This is a genomic window from Arthrobacter sp. AG367 (assembly GCF_007828995.1).
Taxonomy (GTDB): domain Bacteria; phylum Actinomycetota; class Actinomycetes; order Actinomycetales; family Micrococcaceae; genus Arthrobacter.
In genome coordinates this window covers 421068-438835 of record NZ_VIVE01000001.1, presented here as the reverse complement: position 1 = coordinate 438835, position 17768 = coordinate 421068, and the positions used below count along the sequence as shown (strand labels likewise).

Here is a 17768-nt window from a genome sequence, read left to right as displayed (position 1 = left end):
CAGAAGCAACCATGCCAGAAACTGAATACGGCAGGAAGGGCGCGGGCCGCGGGCGTAATCCGTTGCGCGATCCGCGTGACCGCCGTTTGAACCGGATTGCCGGTCCGTCGTCGTTGGTGCTCTTTGGGGTCACGGGTGATTTGGCCCGGAAGAAGCTCATGCCTGCGGTGTATGACCTTGCCAACCGTGGGCTGTTGCCGCCGAGTTTCGCGCTGGTGGGTTTTGCCCGCCGGGAGTGGGACAAGGAAGATTTCGCCGCCGAGGTCAAGGCCTCGGTGCAGGCCCATGCGCGGACGCCGTTCGATGAGGCCGTGTGGAACCAGTTGTCCGAGGGCATCCGGTTTGTCCAGGGCGAGTTCGACGACGACGCGGCCTTTGAGCGCCTTGGTGAGACCATCAAGGAACTCGACGACGTCCGGGGCACCAGGGGGAACCACGCGTTCTACTTGTCGATCCCGCCCAAGGCGTTCGAGCAGGTCTGCCGGCAGCTCTCCAAGCACGGTTTGGCGCAGGCCGAGGGGGACAAATGGCGGCGCGTGGTGATCGAAAAGCCGTTCGGTCACGACCTGCAGTCGGCAAGGCAGTTGAACGACATCGTCGAATCGGTGTTCCCGCCGGACGCGGTGTTCCGGATTGACCATTACCTGGGCAAGGAAACGGTGCAGAACATCCTGGCGCTGCGTTTCGCGAACCAGTTGTTCGAGCCGTTGTGGAACGCCAACTACGTGGACCATGTCCAGATCACCATGGCCGAGGACATCGGCACCGGCGGCCGGGCAGGATATTACGACGGCGTGGGCGCGGCCCGCGACGTGATCCAGAACCACCTGCTGCAGCTGCTCGCTTTGACGGCGATGGAGGAGCCGATCTCCTTCAACGCCGATGACCTGCGGGCAGAGAAGGAAAAAGTCCTCGCCGCGGTCAAGCTCCCGGAGGACCTGTCCACGCACTCGGCCCGCGGGCAGTTCACCGGCGGCTGGCAGGGCGGCGAGCAGGTCCAGGGCTACCTGGAGGAAGAAGGCATCCCCGCCGATTCCACCACCGAAACCTACGCCGCTGTCCGGGTGGACATCCACACCCGCCGCTGGTCCGGAGTGCCGTTCTACCTGCGGGCCGGCAAGCGCCTGGGCCGGCGCGTGACCGAAATCGCGGTGGTCTTCAAGCGCGCCCCGAACCTGTTATTCCGTGACCACGGGGAGGATGACTTCGGGCAGAACGCCGTGGTGATCCGGGTCCAGCCCGATGAGGGCGTGACCATCCGGTTCGGTTCCAAGGTCCCGGGCACGCAAATGGAAGTCCGCGACGTGACCATGGACTTCGGCTACGGGCACTCGTTCACGGAGTCCTCTCCGGAGGCGTACGAGCGGCTGATCCTGGACGTGCTTCTGGGTGAGCCGCCGCTGTTCCCGCGGCATGAGGAAGTGGAGCTGTCCTGGAAGATCCTTGACCCGTTCGAGGAATACTGGGCGTCCCTGAGTGAGCAGCCCGAACCCTACGCCCCCGGTTCCTGGGGCCCCGCGTCGGCCGATGAGCTGCTGGCCCGTGACGGACGAACCTGGAGAAGGCCATGATCGTTAACCTGCCCGACACCACCACCTCGAAGGTGTCCAAGAAACTCATGGCCCTGCGCGAGCAGGGCGGCGTGATCGCGCTGGGCCGGGTCCTGACCCTGGTGGTCGTGACCAAGTCCGGGCTCGAGGAAGAAGCGATCGAGGCCGCGAACGACGCCAGCCGGGAACACCCCTGCCGGATCATCGTCCTCGCCGACGCCGGGAAGGACGCCGAAGACCGGCTCGACGCGCAGATCCGGGTGGGCGGGGACGCCGGCGCCTCGGAAGTGATCGTGCTGCGCGGCTACGGCCAACTGGCCCACGAGTCCGAGTCCCTGGTGGCCGCGCTGCTGCTCCCGGACGCCCCGATCGTGGCCTGGTGGCCGCACGGCGCCCCCGCGAACGCGTGCGAGACCTCCATCGGCGCGATCGCGCACCGCAGGATCACCGACTCCGCGAACGAACCCGACCCCCAGGCCGCACTGGAACGGATCCACCGCACCTACAAGGCCGGCGACACCGACCTCGCCTGGACCCGGCTGACCAACTGGCGGATCCAGCTCGCGGCAGCCCTGGACGAAGTGGACTCCTCACCGGTCACGGCCGTCGCGGTCGAAGGCGCCTCGGACTCACCCTCCACCATCCTGCTGGCAGCCTGGCTCACCCTGACCCTGGACGCACCCGTGACCATCGTCGCGGACCCGGCAGGGACCGGCATCCGCCGCGTCCGCCTCAGCCGCCCCGGCGGCGACGTCCAGCTGTTCCGCCCCGGACTTTCCGTCGCCGAACTCACCCAACCCGGCCAACCCGCCCAACGGATCTCCCTCCCACGCCGCAGCCTCCGCGACTGCCTCGCCGAAGAACTCCGCCGCCTCGACCCGGACGAAGTCTTCGGGGAAGTGATTACTATGGGACTGCCACGTACCAATCTAAGGAGCGTCCGACCCAGTGAGCGTTGACCCACGAGTAAGCATCCATCCAGATTCGTCCGTCCTCATGGCCGCCATCGCGGCCCGCCTGATCACCAAGCTCGTTGATGTGCAGGACAAGTACGGCGAAGCCACCGTGGTGCTCACCGGGGGAACCGTGGGGATCGGCACGCTGAAGGCGGTTGCGGACTCACCGGCAGCGCCCGCCGTCGACTGGTCCAAGGTCAACTTTTGGTGGGGCGACGAACGATTCGTCGGGTCTGCCGATCCTGAGCGGAATACCAGGCAGGCGTTCGACGCACTGCTGTCCCACATCCCCGTCGATCCGGACCGGGTGCACTCCCCTGGTTCTTCGGATGAGTTCGGCACTCCGGAGGAAGCCGCCGAGGACTACGCCCGCCAGCTGCGGGAAGCCGCAGCAGACGAACACGCGGCCGACATGTCCGACGACCGGCCGGAGGAGCCGTCGTTGCTCCCCCGGCTGGACGTGGTGCTGCTCGGCGTGGGGCCCGACGCACACATCGCATCGCTGTTTCCGGAACAGGCCGGCATCCGCGAAAAGGAGCGCACGGTGGTGGGTGTCAGGAACGCCCCCAAGCCGCCGCCGCTGCGGATCTCGCTGACCCTTCCCGCCATCAATACGGCGGCGGAGGTTTGGATGGTTGTGGCCGGTGAGGACAAGGCAGGAGCTGTAGGGCTGGCGCTGGCCGGGGCGAACCCTGTGCAGGTACCGGCGTCCGGCCCCCGTGGAACGTCCCGTACCCTGTGGTTGATTGACGAGAATGCAGCCTCACGTGTCCCGCAGCAGTTGGTCCGGAAGGACGCCGCGGGCGCGTAGCTTTTCCAGCGCTCCGGCCAGGACGTCTTCGGCGTCCTGGGCGGAGCGCCGTTCTTTAACGTATTCCAGATGGCTCTTGTAGCCGTCGTCGAAAGGGTCGTCAGCAGCCGCGGCCCGTCCGTCCCTGGTGGCGGGTCCACCACAACGCCTGCAGTCCCACGTCGCGGGAATCTGGTCCTCGGGCATCTTCAGGAACACGGGCTGCGTCTCATGCCCCCTGGCACACCAATAGGACACCCGGATACGGGGAAGAGGGCGCGGGGACGAGTCGTTGGACTGCAGGCTCGACCCGGACCCTGCAGTAACCCCGGCGCGGGTGCCCCGGAAGCCTGATGACGGATGGACCATTACGACTCCTGCCTCGAAGCGGACGCCGGGGACCTGCAGCTTAAACAAGACTGTGGCCGCCGGGTGAACCGACAGCCACAGTCTAATTGGCAGGCCTACCGGGCGGCAGGGCCTAAAGGACCTTGTACAGCAGGGGTCAGGAATCCCCGGTCCCGCTGAACCGCATGATCAGGCCAAGGGCGATGATCACCACGCCCCACGTCACGCCCAGGATGATGGTGAAGCGGTTGAGGTTCCGTTCTGCCACGCCTGAAGAGCTGAGGCCCGAGCTCATGCCGCCGCCGAACATGTCGGACAACCCGCCGCCGCGTCCCTTGTGCAGGAGGATCAGCAGCGTCAGCAGGAGGCTGGTGATGCCCAGGAGGATCTGCAGAATGACATGAAGAACGTCCACGACGGCCTTTCAGAAGTTGGGATTGCGGGAGTTTTCGCTGGCTGGGGACTAGTCCGCGACCAGGTGGCTCTCGAACCTGACAATATTAGCAAACTCGGCGGGGTCGAGGCTTGCGCCTCCCACCAGCAGGCCGTCCACGTCGCGTTCCTGCAGGATCGCTGCCGCGTTGTTGGCCTTTACCGAACCGCCGTAGAGAAGGCGGGTCTTGCCGGCTGTCCCGGCACCGAACAGCGATTCCAGCTCGGCGCGGATGGCGGCGCACATTTCCTGTGCGTCCTCCGGTCCTGCCACTTCACCGGTGCCGATGGCCCAGACGGGCTCGTAGGCCACCACCAGTTCGGCGGCCTGTTCGGCCGTCAGGCCGGACACTCCGGCACGGAGCTGCTGCAGCGTGTGGTCGACGTGGGTTCCGGCCTGGCGGATCTCAAGGCCTTCGCCGACGCAGAGGACCGGGGTGACCCCGTGCCTGAAGGCGGCCTTGACCTTGGCGTTGAGGACGTCATCGGATTCGTTGTGGATGGTGCGGCGTTCGCTGTGGCCCACCAGGACGTACTTGCAGCCGAGCTTGTTCAGGAACTGCCCGGAAATGTCGCCGGTGTAGGCTCCTGAGTCGAACTGGGACAGGTCCTGGCCGCCGTAGGCGACCTGCAGGTCGTCGCCCTGGACCAGGGTCTGGACACCGCGGAGGTCCGTGAACGGCGGGAAGACGGCCACCTCGACGCGGCTGTAGTCGTGCTTGGCGTCGGAGAGGGTCCAGGCCAGCTTCTGCAGGAGCGTGATGCCCTGGACGTGGTCCATGTTCATTTTCCAGTTGCCCGCGATGAAGGGCTTGCGGTCGAAAGCGCCGTTCGTTGACGTAGTCACGTAATCTCCAAAAAGTTCTTGATATGTGTGCGGCCGGCAGGCTGCCGCGGGCAACCTGCCGGCCGGAGGACTGCGAAGTCCGTTTACTGCTGGGAAAGCAGCGGTGGTTCTACCGGCCTGGCCCTACCGGTCCAGGACGCTGAGGCCGGGGAGTTCCTTGCCTTCAAGGTATTCCAGGCTGGCGCCGCCGCCAGTGGAAATGTGTCCGAACTGGTCATCACTGAAACCCAGCGTGCGCACAGCGGCAGCGGAGTCCCCTCCGCCCACCACGGTGAACCCGCCGGTTTCGGTGAGGGCCTGGGCGATTGCACGGGTGCCGGCCGAGAATGCCTCGAATTCGAAGACACCCATGGGGCCGTTCCAAAAGACTGTCCGCGCGCCCTTGATCCGTTCGGAGAAGGCAGCCGCTGTATCCGGCCCAATGTCCAGGCCGATGCCCTGGGCGCCGAAGCTGCTGCCTTCAATGGCGTCGGCTGCCACGGTCTCGTGCCTGGCGTCGGCGGCGAACTTCTCTGCCACCACAACGTCCGTGGGGACAACGAATTCCGTGCCGGCATCGGCCGCGCGCTTCAGGTAGTCCTTGACGACGGTGATCTGGTCCTCCTCAAGGAGGCTGGAGCCAACCTTGTGGCCTGCTGCCGCCAGGAACGTGAAGAGCATTCCGCCGCCCACCAGGATGGTGTCAGCCTTGCCGATCAGGTTGTCGATGACCGCGAGCTTGTCCGAGACCTTGGAGCCGCCGAGCACCACCACATAGGGGCGCTGGGTGTCGGTGGTCAGCTTTCGGAGGACTTCCACTTCGGTGTGCACCAGGTCGCCCTGGTATGACGGAAGCCGGGTGGCGACGTCATAGACACTGGCGTGCTTGCGGTGGACGGCGCCGAAGGCGTCATCCACGTAGGCGCCGTTGCCGCCGGTGAGCGCCACGAGCTCATCCGCGAAGGCTCCGCGTTCAGCGTCGTCCTTGCTGGTTTCGCGGGCGTCGAAGCGGACGTTCTCGAGGACCAGCGCTTCACCGTCCTGCAGCGACGCGGCGGCTGCCTTGGCGGCATCGCCGACGGTGTCGGCTGCAAGGGTGACCTTGAAGCCTGCCAGTTCGGCGAGGCGGTCCACTGCGGGGCGGAGGGAGTACTTGTCTTCCGGCGCGCCCTTGGGGCGTCCGAGGTGGGCTGTTACCAGCACGCGGGCACCGGCGTCCGTGAGCTTTTGCAGCACTGGCAGGGAGGCCTTGATACGGCCATCATCAGTGACTGTAGAGCCGTCGAGCGGCACATTCAGGTCACTTCGAACCAGAATGTACCGCCCGCGGACACCTTCAGCGATCAGTTCGTTGAGGGTGTGAGATGTCATGTGTCTAACCCTAGCCCAGCTTGGATGCGACAAGCTCCGTAAGGTCTACGAGGCGGTTGGAGTAGCCCCATTCGTTGTCATACCAGGAAACAACCTTGACCTGGTTGCCGATGACCTTGGTCAGGCCGGAGTCGAAGATGGAGGATGCGGGGTCGCCGACGATGTCGGAGGACACGATGGGCTCGTCCGTGTAGGTCAGGAAGCCCTGCAGTTCCTCGGATTCGGCGGCACGCTTGAGGGCTGCGTTGACTTCCTCCACGGTGGTCTCGCGGGAGACGGTGACGGTGAGGTCGGTGGCCGAGCCGGTGGGCACGGGAACGCGGATGGCGTAGCCGTCCAGCTTGCCCTTCAGCTCAGGCAGGACCAGGCCGATGGCCTTGGCGGCGCCGGTGGAAGTGGGGACCATGTTGATGGCGGCAGCGCGGGCGCGGCGCAGGTCCTTGTGCGGGCCGTCCTGCAGGTTCTGGTCTGCGGTGTAGGCGTGGACGGTGGTCATCAGGCCGCGTTCGATGCCGAATTCGTCGTTGACCACCTTGGCCAGCGGGCCGAGGCAGTTGGTGGTGCAGGAAGCGTTGGAGATGATGTGGTGCGTGGCGTTGTCGTACAGGTTGTGGTTCACGCCCATCACGATGGTGATGTCCTCGTCCGAGGCGGGAGCGGAGATCAGGACCTTCTTGGCGCCGGCATCGATGTGCTTCCGGGCATCGGCGGCCTTGGTGAAGAAGCCGGTGGACTCGATGACGATGTCCACTCCCAGTTCGCCCCAGGGGAGGTTGGCGGGGTCGCGCTCAGCCAGTACCTTGACGACGTTGCCGTTGACGACGATGTTGCCGTCCTTGACCTCAATGGTTTCCTTCAGGCGGCCGCCCACGGAGTCGTACTTGAACAGGTGGGCCAGGGCTTCGGGGCTGGTGAGGTCGTTGACTGCAACGATCTCCAGGTCGGCGCCCTGTGCCAGGGCTGCGCGGAAGTAGTTGCGGCCAATACGGCCAAAGCCGTTGATACCAATACGGGTCGTCACTTTTTCAGTCTCCTTGGTGCTTTCAGAAGCACAACTAGTTGAGCGGGCTATCAAGCCAACTAACAGATCCCGCACGCCATTGGGCAGAGATGATTTACAAACGGAGGGCGACCAGCCTCATTGCTGAAGGCTAACCGCCTTCCGTGACCTATCTTACGTTTAACTGGGTCCGCCCCCGCAAGTGCGGGGGCGGACGGTCCACATTGCGGGTGGTTTAAGTCCGAATGTGAAGTTTGTTACAGCAGGGTATGGTGCCGCCCACTACGGGAGGGTGATGAGTCCCGTGGCGTTGGTGCGTGCTGCCTCGAAACGCTTGGCAACGTCCGCCCAGTTGACGATGTTCCAGAAGGCCTTGACGTAGTCGGCCTTCACGTTGACGTAGTCCAGGTAGAAGGCGTGCTCCCACATGTCCAGCATCAGCAGCGGGGTGGTTCCCAGTGCCGTGTTGCCCTGCTGGTCGTACAGCTGCTCGATGACGAGGTTTCCGCCGATGGGCTCGTAGGCGAGGAAGCCCCAGCCCGATCCCTGGAGGCCCAGGGCAGCGGCGGAGAACTGCGCACGGAAGGCATCGAAGGAGCCGAAGGCGTCATCGATCGCGGCAGCCAGCTCGCCCTCGGGCTTGTCGCCGCCGTCCGGGGAGAGGTTCTTCCAGAACACGGAGTGGTTGATGTGGCCGCCGGTGTGGAACGCGAGGTCCTTGGAAAGCCGGTTGATGTTGGCGAAGTCGCCCTTTTCGCGCGCCTCGGCCAACTGGGCGAGGGCGTTGTTGGCGCCTGCCACGTAGGCGGCGTGGTGCTTGCTGTGGTGCAGTTCCATGATCCGCGCGGAAATGTGCGGTTCGAGGGCGGCGTAGTCGTAGCTGAGTTCCGGCAATACGTACTCGGTCACAAAATCCTCCAATATCGTGGACCCGTCAGGCCCGGTTGGTAACTCTCGGATTGTGCATCCGGGCAGCTGGTGCCCGGAATTATTTTTGATTCTATGGGGCGGTTACTCGTCCAGCATTTCGGGCGTCACATTGGCGTCCGTTCCGGGAATGCCCAGGTCAAGGGCGCGCTTGTCCGCCATGGCCAGCAGCCGGCGGATCCTGCCGGCAATAGCATCCTTGGTCATGACGGGGTCGGCCAGGCGGCCCAGCTCGTCCAGGCTGGCCTGCTTGTGCGCCACCCGCAGTTCGCCTGCGTACTTCAGGTGGTCCGGAACGTCGTCGCCGAGGATTTCCAGTGCCCGGTCCACCCTTGCCCCTGCCGCCACCGCTGCCTGTGCGGAACGGCGCAGGTTGGCGTCGTCGAAGTTGGCGAGGCGGTTGGCGGTTGCCCTGACCTCCTTGCGCATGCGGCGCTCCTCCCAGACCATCAGGGCGTCGTGGGCTCCCATGCGGGTCAGGAGTGCGGCGATGGTGTCACCGTCGCGGATCACCACCCGGTCCACTCCCCTGACTTCCCTGGCCTTGGCCTGGATGTCCAGGCGGCGGGCCGCGCCCACCAGGGCCAGGGCGGATTCTGGCCCCGGGCAGGTGACCTCCAGCGATGATGACCGGCCGGGTTCCGTGAGGGAGCCGTGGGCCAGGAAGGCCCCGCGCCAGACGGCCTCGGCGTCCGCCGCGGAACCGTTCACGACGGCGGACGGCAGCCCGCGCACGGGGCGTCCGCGTCCGTCCAGGAGGCCGGTCTGGCGTGCCAGCGCCTCGCCGTCGCGGACCACGCGGACGACGTAGCGGCTGGCGCGCCGGAGTCCGCCGGCGGAAACGACGATGATTTCGCTTTGGTGTCCGTAGACCTCTGCGATGGCGGCACGGAGCCTGCGCGCCGTCGAGGCCAGGTCCACTTCCGCCTCGATGACGATCCGGCCGGAGATGATGTGCAGTCCCCCGGCAAACCGGAGCATGGCGGAAACCTCAGCCTTGCGCACTGATGACTTCTTGATGTCCAGACGGGACAGTTCTTCCTTGACTGATGCTGTCAGTGCCATGGCACCTTCCTAACTGTTCCCAAAAATGTCCTGGTACGCCGTCGCCAGCCGCAGCGGCTCGTGGACAGGGCGGCGTCCCGACGCCCCTACTTTACCCAAGACCACCTCTGCGCCGATCATGCCGGCGGCCTTCTCGAACTCCCGGCGGTCCGGTATGGAGGTGGGATCGGCCAGGACCACGTCCACGCTGAACTCCGGCGCGTAGCGCCGCAGGACGTGGAGATGGTCCGCCGCCGTCATGCCCGTGGTTTCCTTGGTGTCCGTGGCAAGGTTCATGGTCAGGCAGCGTTTGGCGGGGGTGCTGCAGAGGGCCTGGCGCATCTCCGGCAGGAGCAGGTGCGGCAGGACGGACGTGTACCAGGAGCCCGGACCCAGGACCACCCAGTCCGCCAGTTCGATGGCCGTCAGGGCGTCCGTGCAGGCCGGCGCCGCTTTCGGCAGGAGGCGGACCTCCTCGAGTGAGCCTGCCACGGCACAGCGGGCCTGGCCGTGGATGGTTTGCAGCGCGGTTGAGCCGTCAGGTGCGGTCACGCGCACATCACCTTCAATGGTGAGTGGCACGGTGGACATCGGCAGGACCTGGCCGCGGGCGCCCAGCAGGGCACCCGCCCATTTGAGCCCTGCGACGGTGTCCCCCAGCAGTTCCCAGAGCGTGACGATCAGCAGGTTCCCCATGGCGTGCTCGTCCAGCGATCCGCCGGGTCCCTTTGCGGCGCGGAACCGGTGCTGCATGACATCGCGCCAGGTACGGCCCCAGTCGGTGTCGTCGCAGAGCGCAGACAGCGCCATGCGGAGGTCTCCCGGCGGAAGGACACCGTACTCCTCGCGCAGACGCCCCGACGACCCGCCGTCGTCCGCCACTGTGACCACCGCAGTGAGTTCGGAGGTGAGCAGGCGGAGCGCGGACAGCGAGGCCGCAAGGCCGTGGCCGCCGCCCAGGGCCACCACGTTGGGGCCCTTGTCCTGCTGGCCCGAGCCCTTGCCGGCGGCAGGCGGCACCAGGGGCAGTGCTCCGGTGAAAAGTGCCATTATTCGCGGCCCAGATCCCGGTGCGCGGTGGTCACCGTGACCCGGGGGTACTGCGCAAGTTTCTTGGAAAGTTCCACGGCGACCGCAACGGAGCGGTGCTTGCCGCCCGTACAGCCGACGGCGATGGTGGCGTAGTGCTTGTTCTCCCTGCGGTAGCCCTCCAGGACGGGTTCGAGTGCCAGGACATACCGGTCCACGAAGTTCTTGACGCCTTCGGCCTCGAGCACGTAGTCGCTGACGTCCTTGTCCAGGCCCGTCAGCGGGCGCAGCTGCGGTACCCAGTGCGGGTTGGGGATGAACCTGACATCGGCCACATAGTTGGCGTCCACCGGCAGGCCGTACTTGAAGCCAAAGCTCATGACATTCAGCCGAAGCGCCACCGGACCGGTTTCGCTGAACAGTTCGGTGATGGCGGTGGCCAGCCCGTGGACGTTGTAGTTGGAGGTGTCGAGGACGACGTCGGAGCTGTCGCGCAGTTCCTGCAGCAGCTCACGTTCGGCAGCGATGCCGTCCAGGATGCGTCCGCCGCCCTGCAGCGGATGGGGCCGCCGCCCCTGTTCGAACCGCCGGACCAGGACGTTGTCGCTGGCGTCGAGGAACAGGACGCGGAAGGTGACACCGCTCGCGGCGAGTGCGCCCAGGGCTGCGCGGATGTCCGCGAAAAGGCCCTTGCTGCGGACGTCGATCACCACTGCCAGCCGGGGGATGGACTGCGGGGCGTGCGAAACAAGCTCCGCCAGCGTGCCCAGCATCTGGGGCGGGAGGTTCTCCACGACATACCAGCCATGGTCCTCCAGGGCGTCCGCGGCGGTGCTCCGCCCGGCGCCGGACATTCCGGTGACCACCAGCAGTTCCGCTTCGAGCGGTTTGACGGGCTCCAGCCCGTCCTGATCCGCTCCGGATCCCGCCGTCGTGTCTGCCATGAAGCCTGCCCCGTTTCCTCGTTGTCCACCGGCAGCCGTGATGGCACTGCCCGTCCTTTACCCTAGCTAAATTTCCGGGAACTCCGCTAAGTCTCGATGATTTCGCCGGTGGTCATGTTGATCGCGGGCACGGCAACGGCCTCGGGCCCGTCAGCGGCGAAGTGGTTCACGATGGCGCTGGCGAGTGCCGGACCAATCCCCTTTGCCTGTGAAAGCTCTTCCACGGTTGCGGCCTTCACGCCCTTGACCGATCCAAAGTGGGCCAGCAGGGCCTTGCGCTTGGAGGCGCCCAGGCCCGGAACAGCGTCCAGCGCGGACACGGTCATGGCCTTGCCGCGCTTTTGCCGGTGGAAGGTGATGGCGAAGCGGTGCGCCTCGTCACGGATCCGCTGGAGCAGGTACAGCCCCTGGGAGGTTCGGGGCAGGATGACGGGAAAGTCGCTGTCCGGAAGCCACACCTCCTCCAGCCGCTTGGCCAGGCCCACCACGTAGACGTCGTCGATGCCCAGGTCCTTCAGGGCGCGGGCCGCTGCGTTCACCTGTGGCTGCCCGCCGTCCACCACCACCAGGTTGGGCGGGTAGGCGAACCTGGCCTTGGGTGCAGGAGTGGTGGTGTCCAGCACGGCGCTGTCCGCGTCCGGTTCCAGGCCGTCGGATGCCAGGACGGATTCGTCCACCTGCGCGGACTTGTCCTGCAGGTAGTGCCGGAACCGCCGGGTCAGGACATCATGCATGGCCGCCGTGTCATCGGCGGCCGCGGGGCCGGTAATGGAGAACTTGCGGTAGTCCGACTTCTTGGGCAGCCCGTCCTCCACCACCACCATGGATGCCACCACGTTGGTGCCCTGGACATGGGAGACGTCGAAGCATTCGATCCGGAGCAGGGGCACGGGCAGGTCCAGTGCCTCCTGGAGTTCCTGGAGGGCCTGGGACCTGACGGTGAGGTCCCCGGCGCGCCGCGTCTTGTGCAGCTTCAGCGCGTGCTCGGCATTCTCGCGGACGGTGGACATCAGCGCCGCCTTGTCTCCGCGCTGCGGCACCCGGATGTCCACCTTGGCGCCACGGATGCCACCCAGCCATTTGGCAAGGTCCTCCGCGTTGCTGGGCGCCACGGGCACCAGGACTTCGCGTGGCAGCCGGCCATGGGTGTCGCCGTCCTCGCCGTAGACCTGCTGGAGCAGGTGCTCCACCAGGTCCGGAGTGGTGAAATCCTCCACCTTTTCCACCACCCAGCCGCGCTGGCCGCGGATCCTGCCGCCGCGGACGTGGAACACCTGGACGGCGGCTTCCAGCTCATCCTCATGCAGGGCGAAGACGTCTGCATCCGTGTCCTCGGACAGCACCACGGCGTTCCGTTCGAAGACCTTGCGCAGGGCCGTGATGTCGTCGCGGAGCCGGGCGGCGTGCTCATAGTCCAGCTTCGCCACGGCGTCGGCCATCTGCTTTTCCAGCTTGTTGATGAACCGCTTGGCCTCGCCTCCCATGAAGGCGCAGAAATCCTCGGCAAGTGCCTTGTGGTCCTCCGGCGAGATTCGGCCCACGCAGGGCGCGGAGCACTTGTCGATGTATCCCAGCAGGCACGGCCGCCCGCTGGCCTCCGCCCGCTTGAAGACGCCGGCGCTGCAGCTCCGGACCTGGAAGACGCGGAGCAGGGTGTCCATGGTCTCGCGGATGGCCCCGGCGGTGTACGGGCCGAAGTAGCGGGTCCCCTTCCGCTTGTCCCCCCGCATGACCTGTACCCGGGGGTACTTTTCGTTCATGGTCACGGCGAGGTAGGGATAGGTCTTGTCGTCCCGGAACACCACATTGAACCGGGGCTTGAATTCCTTGATCCAGGTGTATTCCAGCTGCAGCGACTCGAGTTCGCTGCCAACGACCGTCCACTCGACGCTGCTGGCCGCGTGCACCATGGCATAGGTCTTGGGCAGCAGTCCGGCCGGGTTGGCGAAATACGAGTTCAGCCTGGACCGCAGGCTTTTCGCCTTGCCCACATAGATGACCCGGCCGTGCGGATCACGGAACCGGTATACGCCCGGGTTGGTGGGGATTTCACCGGTTTTGGGCCGGTAACTTGCTGGATTTGCCACCTATCAAGTCTACTGAGTCGCGCCGGGTCTCCCTGCCAGCCGGCCAGGACGGGGTCCGTACCGGCTGTCCCTGGCCGGCTTGCCGGCTATTCCGGGGTCTTGCTCTGGTTGTAACTGGCCGAACGTTCCTGGCCGCTGAGTTCGGCGATGGCGTCCATGATGCGGTCCGTGACCTCGCGGCGGGCAGGCAGGGAGTGGTCCGGGCCGGTCTTGTCGAAGTACAGCGGCTCCCCCACCTTCATGGTGAAGTGCTGCGGCCTGACCCCCTTCTCGCCGGCGCGCTGCAGCTTCTCGGTGCCGATCAGGCCCACGGGAATCACCGGCGCCCCGGTAGTGAGCGCCAGCCAGCCGACCCCGGTGCGTCCCCGGTAGAGGATGCCGTCCCGGGAACGGGTTCCCTCAGGGTAGATGCCGATGCCGCGGCCTGACTCCAGGATGTCCAGCAGTGTCTTGAGCGCCTGGACACTTGCGGCCTGTTCGCCGCGCTCCACCGGAATGGAGCCCACGGATTCGAAGAACGCCTTCATGACCTTGCCCTTGACGCCGCCGGTGGTGAAGTATTCGGCTTTGGCGAAGAAGGCGACCGGCCGCGGCATCAATGCCTGGACGATCACGCTGTCGAAGAAGGACAGGTGGTTGGGAGCCACGATAAACGGGCCGTCGGAGGGGACATTGTCCAGCCCGACGACGGTGGGCCGGCAGGTGCCGGAGATCAGGTTGCGGGTGGTCCAGCGGACGGCATCAAACATTTCCATCGTTGCTCACCCCGCTCATTGCCGCGACGTGGACGGCCTGCAGACGCTCGATGACCGCGACCAGCTCCTCATCGGTGCTGACGACAGCCACGGAGCCGGCTTCCTCCAGTTCCCCGTCCGGAGCGAACCCCCATGCGACGCCGATGCAGTCCAGTCCGTTGGCGATGGCCCCGGACACGTCCTGGGCGCGGTCCCCCACCATAATGGCGTGCTGCGTGTCCAGGTCCCGCAGGGCGGCGGCGATGATCTGGGTCTTGCCCAGGGGAACACCGTCCACTGCCGCTTCGTCATCGCCGGAGCCGTGGATTCCGTGGAAGAGGCCGTCGATGCCATGATGCGCCAGCACCGTATGCGCCAGACGCTGTGGCTTTTGGGTGGCTACTGCCACAGGCCGGCCTGCTGCGGCGAAGGATTCAAGGATCCCGCGGATGCCCGGGTACAGCCGGCTTTGGGCGATTCCGGTGGCCACGTAGTGTTCGCGGTACCGGCGGACCACCTCTTCCAGGCGGTCCGCCGGTACCTTTGCCACGTTGAGCAGGGAATCGCTCAGCTTGGGGCCGATCATCGCGTTGAGCAGGTCCTGGCCGGGAACCGGGAGCCCCAGTCCGCGGAGGGCCGCGGCAATCCCCTCGGTTATGCCACCTGCCGGGTCGACAAGAGTGCCGTCCAGGTCAAAGATCACGGGCACTGTTGTTGAAGTCACCGGGTTAGTTTCTCATGACAGCAGGAGTGCCTGAAACTCGCATTCCCCGTGAGGAATATTTCCGTGGAATTTCCTCCGGTCAGCCGAGTATCTCGGCCAGGAACTTCCCGGTGTGGCTGGTGCCGGACTTGGCCACCTGCTCCGGCGTTCCGGCCGCGACAATCTGGCCGCCGCCCGAACCGCCGTCGGGCCCGAGGTCAACCAGCCAGTCGGCACTCTTGATGACGTCCAGGTTGTGCTCGATGGTGATCACCGTGTTCCCCTTGTCCACCAGCCCCTGCAGGACCATCAGCAGCTTGCGGATGTCCTCGAAGTGCAGGCCAGTGGTGGGCTCGTCCAGGACGTAGATGCTGCGGCCGTTGGAGCGCTTCTGCAGCTCCGCCGCGAGCTTGACGCGTTGCGCTTCACCGCCGGAGAGGGTGGTGGCGGGCTGTCCGAGGCGGACATACCCGAGTCCCACGTCCACCAGGGTGTTCAGGTGCCGTGCGATGGGCGAGAAGGCCGCGAAGAACTCGGCGCCCTCTTCGATGGGCATGTTGAGGACGTCGGCGATGGTCTTGCCCTTGTAGTGCACCTCCAGGGTCTCCCGGTTGTAGCGCGCACCGTGGCACACCTCGCAGGGGACGTACACGTCAGGCAGGAAGTTCATCTCGATCTTCAGCGTGCCGTCGCCGGAGCAGGCCTCGCAGCGGCCGCCTTTGACGTTGAACGAGAAACGGCCGGGCAGGTAGCCGCGGACCTTGGCCTCGGTGGTTTCGGCGAAGAGCTTGCGGATGTTGTCGAAGACACCGGTGTACGTGGCCGGGTTGGACCGCGGCGTGCGGCCGATGGGGCTTTGGTCTACATGGACCACCTTGTCGAGGTGCTCCAGGCCCTGGACCGTCTTGTGCCGTCCGGCCACCTGCTTGGCGCCGTTGAGCTTGTTGGCCAGCACCTTGTAGAGGATTTCATTGACCAGGGTGGACTTGCCCGAACCACTCACGCCCGTCACCGCGGTGAAAAGACCCAGCGGGAAGGCTGCGTCGACGTTCAGGAGGTTGTTCTCCCGTGCGCCCAATACCTTGATCTCCCGCTTCTTGTCGTACTTGCGCCGCTTCCGGGGCACCTCGATGGCCTTGCGGCCGGACAGGTAGTCGCCGGTCAGGGACTCCTTGTTGTCCAGCAACTCCTTGTAGGTCCCCGAGTGGACCACCTGGCCGCCATGCTCGCCCGCGCCGGGTCCGATGTCCACGATCCAGTCGGCCACGTGGATGGTGTCCTCGTCGTGCTCCACGACGATCAGGGTGTTTCCCATGTCGCGGAGCCGGGTGAGGGTTTCGATGAGCCTGCGGTTGTCCCGCTGGTGCAGCCCAATGGAGGGTTCATCCAGGACGTAGAGGACGCCCACCAGGCCGGAGCCGATCTGGGTGGCGAGCCGGATGCGCTGCGCTTCGCCGCCGGACAGGGTGGCCGAGGGGCGCTCCAGGTTGAGGTATTCCAGCCCCACATCCAGCAGGAAGGTCAGGCGGGCCTGGATCTCCTTGAGGACCTGGTGGGCGATCTGCGCCTCGCGCCCGGTCAGCACCAGGTTGTTGAGGAAATCCGCGCAGTCCCGCATGGGCAGGGCGGCAACCTCGGCGATGGACTTGCCGTTGATCAGCACCGACAGGGATGCCGGGTTGAGCCGCGCGCCGTTGCAGGCGGGGCAGGGAACCTGCCGCATGTACTCCTCGTAGCGGTCGCGGGCCCAGTCGGAATCGGTCTCGCCGTGCTTGCGGTGGACGTACTGGATGGCGCCTTCAAACCCGGTGCTGTACTTGCGTTCGCGGCCAAAGCGGTTGCGGTACTGCACCACCACCTTGTGGTCCTTGCCGTGCAGGATGGTCTGGCGCACGTCCTTGCCCAGCTTCTCCCACGGCGTGGTCATGGAGAAGCCAACCTCCTTGGCCAGGCCCTCGAGGAGCCGGTTCCAGTACTCCGTGGTGGCAGTACCCAGTGACCAGGGCGCGATGGCTCCCTCCGACAGGGAGAGTTCCGGGTTGGGAACAATGAGTTCCTCGTCAACCTCGAGGCGGGTGCCGATGCCGCTGCAGGCGGCGCAGGCGCCGAAGGGGTTGTTGAACGAGAAGGAGCGCGGCTCGATTTCGTCGATGGACAGGGGGTGCTCGTTGGGGCAGGCGAGGTTCTCGGAGAACGCCCGGATCCTTTCGGGGGCGTCCGCGTCCACGTCGACGAACTCCGCCAGGACCCGGCCCTCGGCCAGTCCCAGCGCGGTCTCGATGGAGTCGGTGAGCCGCTGGCTGATGCCTTCCTTGACCACCAGGCGGTCAACCACCACTTCGATGGTGTGCTTGAACTGCTTGCCCAGCTTGGGGGGATCGTTGAGCTGGACGAGGTTGCCGTCCACCCGCGCCCGGGAGTAGCCCTTTGCGGTGAGTTCCATGAAGAGGTCCACGAACTCGCCCTTGCGGCCACGCACCACCGGCGCCAGGACCTGGAAGCGGGTTCCCTCGTCGAGTTCGAGGAGCTGGTCCACAATCTGCTGCGGCGTCTGCTTTGACACGGGTTCACCACAGACGGGGCAGTGCGGCCTGCCGACGCGCGCCCACAGCAGGCGCATGTAGTCGTAGATCTCGGTGATGGTTCCTACAGTGGACCGCGGGTTCTTGCTGGTGGATTTCTGGTCGATGGAGACAGCCGGGGAGAGCCCTTCGATGAAATCGACGTCGGGCTTGTCCACCTGGCCCAGGAACTGGCGTGCGTAGGCGGACAGCGATTCGACGTAGCGGCGCTGGCCTTCGGCAAAGATTGTGTCGAACGCCAGCGAGGACTTGCCGGATCCGGAGAGGCCGGTGAAGACGATCATGGCGTCGCGCGGCAGGTCGAGGTCCACGTTGCGCAGGTTGTGCTCCCGCGCGCCCTTCACCACAAGGCGGGAGAGGTCCGGGCGCTGCGGGGCGGCGGCGGCAGGGACCGCGAAGGACGTGGAGGGGGCAGGGGTTTCTTCAGCTACGGCTTTAGGCACCC

General features: G+C 65.9%; 16 protein-coding genes. 3 read left to right on the top strand and 13 right to left on the bottom strand.

The annotated features are described in order from the left end of the window. The first annotated feature begins 11 nt into the window (after window positions 1-11). The 3 genes from zwf to pgl are packed head-to-tail and all read left to right on the top strand — an operon-like array spanning window position 12 to window position 3317. A complete protein-coding gene (zwf, locus tag FB478_RS01975) occupies window positions 12-1571 on the top strand; it encodes a glucose-6-phosphate dehydrogenase (RefSeq protein WP_134165360.1) in 1560 nt (519 codons plus the stop codon). Then, complete coding sequence (locus tag FB478_RS01970) at window positions 1568-2509, top strand: glucose-6-phosphate dehydrogenase assembly protein OpcA (protein ID WP_134165361.1); 942 nt, start codon at window positions 1568-1570, stop codon at window positions 2507-2509. Before zwf ends, FB478_RS01970 begins: the two co-directional genes overlap by 4 nt. A gap of 37 nt (window positions 2510-2546) precedes the next feature. Continuing rightward, a complete protein-coding gene (gene pgl, locus FB478_RS01965; protein ID WP_018771974.1) occupies window positions 2547-3317 on the top strand; it encodes a 6-phosphogluconolactonase in 771 nt (256 codons plus the stop codon). On the opposite strand, the gene FB478_RS01960 is transcribed toward pgl, so the two are convergent. From FB478_RS01960 to uvrA, 13 genes are all read right to left on the bottom strand, one after another. Then, complete coding sequence (locus FB478_RS01960) at window positions 3270-3665, bottom strand: RNA polymerase-binding protein RbpA (RefSeq protein ID WP_026266190.1); 396 nt, start codon at window positions 3663-3665, stop codon at window positions 3270-3272. The genes pgl and FB478_RS01960 overlap by 48 nt on opposite strands. A gap of 136 nt (window positions 3666-3801) precedes the next feature. Continuing rightward, a complete protein-coding gene (gene secG, locus FB478_RS01955; RefSeq protein WP_018771976.1) occupies window positions 3802-4059 on the bottom strand; it encodes a preprotein translocase subunit SecG in 258 nt (85 codons plus the stop codon). 48 nt (window positions 4060-4107) lie between these two features. Next, complete coding sequence (gene tpiA, locus FB478_RS01950; RefSeq protein ID WP_018771977.1) at window positions 4108-4923, bottom strand: triose-phosphate isomerase; 816 nt, start codon at window positions 4921-4923, stop codon at window positions 4108-4110. A gap of 123 nt (window positions 4924-5046) precedes the next feature. Continuing rightward, window positions 5047-6273, bottom strand: coding sequence for a phosphoglycerate kinase (locus FB478_RS01945; protein ID WP_056390232.1), 1227 nt, complete (start codon window positions 6271-6273; stop codon window positions 5047-5049). A 10-nt stretch (window positions 6274-6283) separates the two neighbouring features. Further along, complete coding sequence (gap, locus tag FB478_RS01940) at window positions 6284-7294, bottom strand: type I glyceraldehyde-3-phosphate dehydrogenase (RefSeq protein WP_018771979.1); 1011 nt, start codon at window positions 7292-7294, stop codon at window positions 6284-6286. Window positions 7295-7555: 261 nt separating this feature from the next. Next, on the bottom strand, window positions 7556-8182 hold the full coding sequence (locus tag FB478_RS01935) for a superoxide dismutase (RefSeq protein WP_018771980.1): 627 nt from the start codon (window positions 8180-8182) through the stop codon (window positions 7556-7558). A 102-nt stretch (window positions 8183-8284) separates the two neighbouring features. Then, entirely contained in the window at window positions 8285-9265 is a 981-nt protein-coding gene (whiA, locus tag FB478_RS01930; RefSeq protein WP_015937022.1) for a DNA-binding protein WhiA, read from the bottom strand. 9 nt (window positions 9266-9274) lie between these two features. Then, complete coding sequence (gene yvcK, locus FB478_RS01925; RefSeq protein ID WP_018771981.1) at window positions 9275-10294, bottom strand: uridine diphosphate-N-acetylglucosamine-binding protein YvcK; 1020 nt, start codon at window positions 10292-10294, stop codon at window positions 9275-9277. Then, on the bottom strand, window positions 10294-11217 hold the full coding sequence (rapZ, locus tag FB478_RS01920; protein WP_018771982.1) for an RNase adapter RapZ: 924 nt from the start codon (window positions 11215-11217) through the stop codon (window positions 10294-10296). Before rapZ ends, yvcK begins: the two co-directional genes overlap by 1 nt. Window positions 11218-11303: 86 nt before the next feature. After that, window positions 11304-13304, bottom strand: coding sequence for an excinuclease ABC subunit UvrC (gene uvrC, locus FB478_RS01915; RefSeq protein WP_144599704.1), 2001 nt, complete (start codon window positions 13302-13304; stop codon window positions 11304-11306). An 86-nt stretch (window positions 13305-13390) separates the two neighbouring features. Beyond that, window positions 13391-14059 (bottom strand): 1-acyl-sn-glycerol-3-phosphate acyltransferase, encoded by a 669-nt coding sequence (locus FB478_RS01910; protein WP_026266192.1) that lies wholly within the window; start codon window positions 14057-14059, stop codon window positions 13391-13393. Continuing rightward, window positions 14046-14762 (bottom strand): HAD hydrolase-like protein, encoded by a 717-nt coding sequence (locus tag FB478_RS01905; protein WP_026266193.1) that lies wholly within the window; start codon window positions 14760-14762, stop codon window positions 14046-14048. The genes FB478_RS01910 and FB478_RS01905 overlap by 14 nt, the downstream gene beginning before the upstream one ends. Window positions 14763-14841: 79 nt before the next feature. Next, a complete protein-coding gene (gene uvrA / locus FB478_RS01900) occupies window positions 14842-17766 on the bottom strand; it encodes an excinuclease ABC subunit UvrA (protein ID WP_144599703.1) in 2925 nt (974 codons plus the stop codon). Window positions 17767-17768: the final 2 nt, after the last annotated feature.

What these genes read in the sequence shown, in the direction of transcription:
- whiA (WP_015937022.1), bottom strand. Translation starts at nt 9,265, where the DNA reads ATGGCACTGACAGCATCAGTCAAGGAAGAACTGTCCCGTCTGGACATC.
- yvcK (WP_018771981.1), bottom strand. Translation starts at nt 10,294, where the DNA reads ATGGCACTTTTCACCGGAGCACTGCCCCTGGTGCCGCCTGCCGCCGGC.
- FB478_RS01945 (WP_056390232.1), bottom strand. Translation starts at nt 6,273, where the DNA reads ATGACATCTCACACCCTCAACGAACTGATCGCTGAAGGTGTCCGCGGG.
- zwf (WP_134165360.1), top strand. Translation starts at nt 12, where the DNA reads ATGCCAGAAACTGAATACGGCAGGAAGGGCGCGGGCCGCGGGCGTAAT.
- FB478_RS01970 (WP_134165361.1), top strand. Translation starts at nt 1,568, where the DNA reads ATGATCGTTAACCTGCCCGACACCACCACCTCGAAGGTGTCCAAGAAA.
- pgl (WP_018771974.1), top strand. Translation starts at nt 2,547, where the DNA reads ATGGCCGCCATCGCGGCCCGCCTGATCACCAAGCTCGTTGATGTGCAG.
- rapZ (WP_018771982.1), bottom strand. Translation starts at nt 11,217, where the DNA reads ATGGCAGACACGACGGCGGGATCCGGAGCGGATCAGGACGGGCTGGAG.
- FB478_RS01960 (WP_026266190.1), bottom strand. Translation starts at nt 3,665, where the DNA reads ATGGTCCATCCGTCATCAGGCTTCCGGGGCACCCGCGCCGGGGTTACT.
- FB478_RS01910 (WP_026266192.1), bottom strand. Translation starts at nt 14,059, where the DNA reads ATGGAAATGTTTGATGCCGTCCGCTGGACCACCCGCAACCTGATCTCC.